Source organism: Porphyromonas uenonis 60-3, assembly GCF_000174775.1.
Taxonomy (GTDB): Bacteria; Bacteroidota; Bacteroidia; order Bacteroidales; family Porphyromonadaceae; genus Porphyromonas; species Porphyromonas uenonis_A.
This window is the reverse complement of record NZ_ACLR01000080.1, coordinates 1-3,054: the sequence shown is the minus strand read 5'-3', so window position 1 is coordinate 3,054 and position 3,054 is coordinate 1. Positions and strand designations below refer to the sequence as shown.

Genomic DNA, 3,054 nt, shown 5'->3' with positions numbered 1-3,054 from the left:
GACCGTGCGTCCCTACAGCCGTTACTCGTCTCTGTGCGTCCGTCCCCGTTAAAACCACAATGTAAAGGACGAAATTGCAATATCCGCCTCAATCCTCGGCTAAGTTATACGAGGAGTGTTAGTTAGCAGTGCCTAGAGCTACCAACCTCTCGACATAAACATCTGGCCCTCGAAGAATTCACCAAATAGCTCCCGAGGAAATGCAAATCCTCCACGGAGGCAATGAGAAATTCATCGGAAGATCGAAATAAAAGTTCGGAAGAATGAAATGAAACTTCGGAAGAATGAAATGAAAGTTCGGAGGAATTTGCCGTTTTCCCCGTGGCGGATTTGCATTTCCTCGGGAGAAAATCCATTTAGTCGGAAAGTGTCCGAAATATGAGACTGTTGCAAAAGGATGAAGCGCAAGGCGCTGAGGGTGAGGTCTGAAGGGAGCATACCTCCGTATGTGACCGAAGCCGAATCCCGAAAGCAACACAGCGATTCGCCTTTATGCAATAGTCTCAATAGATGGAGACTATCCGCCACGGGTGTCCCGACACTTGGCGCACGCTTTGGCAGCGACAACTAATTCGTGAGAAGGTCGTACCTTTGCCCTCGTACTGAAGCCCTATGAGCCTCAGACGATCACCCCAAGATAATCAGATGAACCAGTCACCCCTTCCAGCACCGAAGCACCTCCTCCAGAGACTATGCGCTATGGTCAGAGGCAATAGACTAGTCCTAGAGAACTTCCTCTCTCTCGGACTCATCAATGTGCTGAACTCCTCCTTTCATCTGATCATCTACCCGATACTGATCCATCGTGTCGGCGCTGAGGCGTACGGAGCCTATGTCTACGCCTTTTCGGTCATCACCTACTTCGTCACGCTGGTGACCTACGGCTTGGATATGATCGGCACCCGCTACCTAGCTCGCTACGACAAGGAGGGCGACCTAGCGGGCAAGTCCGACATCACTTCGCAGATACTCTCTAGTCGCCTTTACCTGCTCCTCCTTTCCTTCATCCTTTTCCTGCCGATCGTCTTATGGGTCGGACCCTTGGCCGACTACCGGGCGCTCCTCTGGGCAAGCTTTCTCTCCGTAGTGGCCTGTGTCATCATGCCCAACTGGTACTTCATCGGAATCCAGCGCACCCGCATCTACCTCTACATACAGATTGCCACGAAAGTGCTCCTAGCCGTTGCCATCATCCTCTGGGTGCTCACGCCAGAGCATATGACACGCTACGTCTTACTGGCTTCGGCAAGCAATATACTCTCGGCGGGAATCGCCTTTGGCTATATCTTATGGCGCGAAAAGCTCTCGCTACGCCTCATCTCACTGCGTAAAAGCTTAGCCCTCCTGCGAGAGGCTACTCCACTCTTCCTCTCTTATCTGGTGATGACGGTCAAGTCAGCTGGACTCAACCTCGTGATCGGTTCGCTCTTTGGCATGACCTCCCTGACGGGCTACGACTTCTCGATGAAGATCGTCAGCGTCGTCATGTACATCACTAAGCAGCTCAATGTGGCGCTCTTTCCCTCGGTCAGCACCAGCTATACGACAGAGCGCATACATCGTATACTGCGTGGCGAACTGCTCATGGGCATCGCCTGCATGGGGGCGCTCATGCTCGCCGCTAAGCCGATCATATGGATCATGGGCAATGGCCCGATAGAGGATCTCATACTACCTGTATTCCTGCTCATGACGGCACTGATACCGATATGGCTTATCTCGGGCTTCTTCATCGAACTGGTTCTCACCGCCAACGGTCGTAACCGTGAGGTCTTCATCAACCAACTCCTCTCGCTTGCGGTCATCGCGCTTGTGCCTTGATCGCCGTGCTCCTACAGGTGAAGTTGATCGCCTTCGTCGTCATCGTCATCCTCTCGGGGCTCATCGAGATCGCCTTCCTCTACGCCACCGGCCGCCGCCGCGCCCTCATCTGACGCTGCGTAGCAATCTTAGCTCGTAAAAACAGAGACAGCCCCCCACAAACGTATCTGCTCATGGAGGCTGTCATCGTATTCGTGCCGACTGCCAATCGCTCTCCTCTTCCAACTCACGCACCCCGTGTGGGGTGCGACCCCCACGATGAGGAGCCTATGTGGGTGTATCTGTTGTTTCAATTCACGCACCCCGTGTGGGGTGCGACTAGGGGGCAGTCTATCTTGCCCGTCTCGGGGTCAGTGTTTCAATTCACGCACCCCGTGTGGGGTGCGACTGTGTGCCGAGAATATGTTGTGGCGGTCGACTTGGTTTCAATTCACGCACCCCGTGTGGGGTGCGACGAGGTGTGGAGCAGCGGTTGGCTAAGCTTGATGCGTTTCAATTCACGCACCCCGTGTGGGGTGCGACCTCGGAACTTGGTTCTGTTGGTGAGAGCTATGGTGTTTCAATTCACGCACCCCGTGTGGGGTGCGACCACAACTGGGCTGGGTATGGTATCACGACCGACCCGTTTCAATTCACGCACCCCGTGTGGGGTGCGACAAGTGCGCTCCGTAGTGCCTCCCAGCTGATTAGCGTTTCAATTCACGCACCCCGTGTGGGGTGCGACGAGTACACGAGGCGGTATGCCGTAAATCTCGCAGTTTCAATTCACGCACCCCGTGTGGGGTGCGACCGATCTACTCGGAGAGCTACAAGCCTTCCTAGAGAGTTTCAATTCACGCACCCCGTGTAGGGTGCGACAGCTGCGCCGTCTGGCTGAGGAGAGCGGTAGCGGTTTCAATTCACGCACCCCGTGTGGGGTGCGACGGCGCTCGGGTGTGCGACAGTGCGAGTGTGTACGGTTTCAATTCACGCACCCCGTGTGGGGTGCGACGTGCGAGGAACTAAATATATCAAACAGCAATAAAGGTTTCAATTCACGCACCCCGTGTGGGGTGCGACCACCAAGGTACGAGACTTTGACACGTACGGGATAGTTTCAATTCACGCACCCCGTGTGGGGTGCGACAACCAACGACACGACAAGACTATGAGACAATACGTTTCAATTCACGCACCCCGTGTGGGGTGCGACGGAGAAATCGGAGCGGAGACATTACACGTGCGAGGTTTCAA

The 3,054-nt window shown here is 54.6% G+C and carries 1 protein-coding gene and 1 CRISPR repeat array; the gene reads left to right on the top strand.

What is annotated here, in order from left to right:
* Positions 1-612: 612 nt before the first annotated feature.
* Complete coding sequence (locus tag PORUE0001_RS02235; RefSeq protein WP_007364839.1) at positions 613-1,821, top strand: oligosaccharide flippase family protein; 1,209 nt, start codon at positions 613-615, stop codon at positions 1,819-1,821.
* A gap of 218 nt (positions 1,822-2,039) precedes the next feature.
* Positions 2,040-3,013: a CRISPR direct-repeat array (repeat unit 33 nt; unit sequence GTTTCAATTCACGCACCCCGTGTGGGGTGCGAC).
* Between the last annotated feature and the right edge of the window lie 41 nt (positions 3,014-3,054).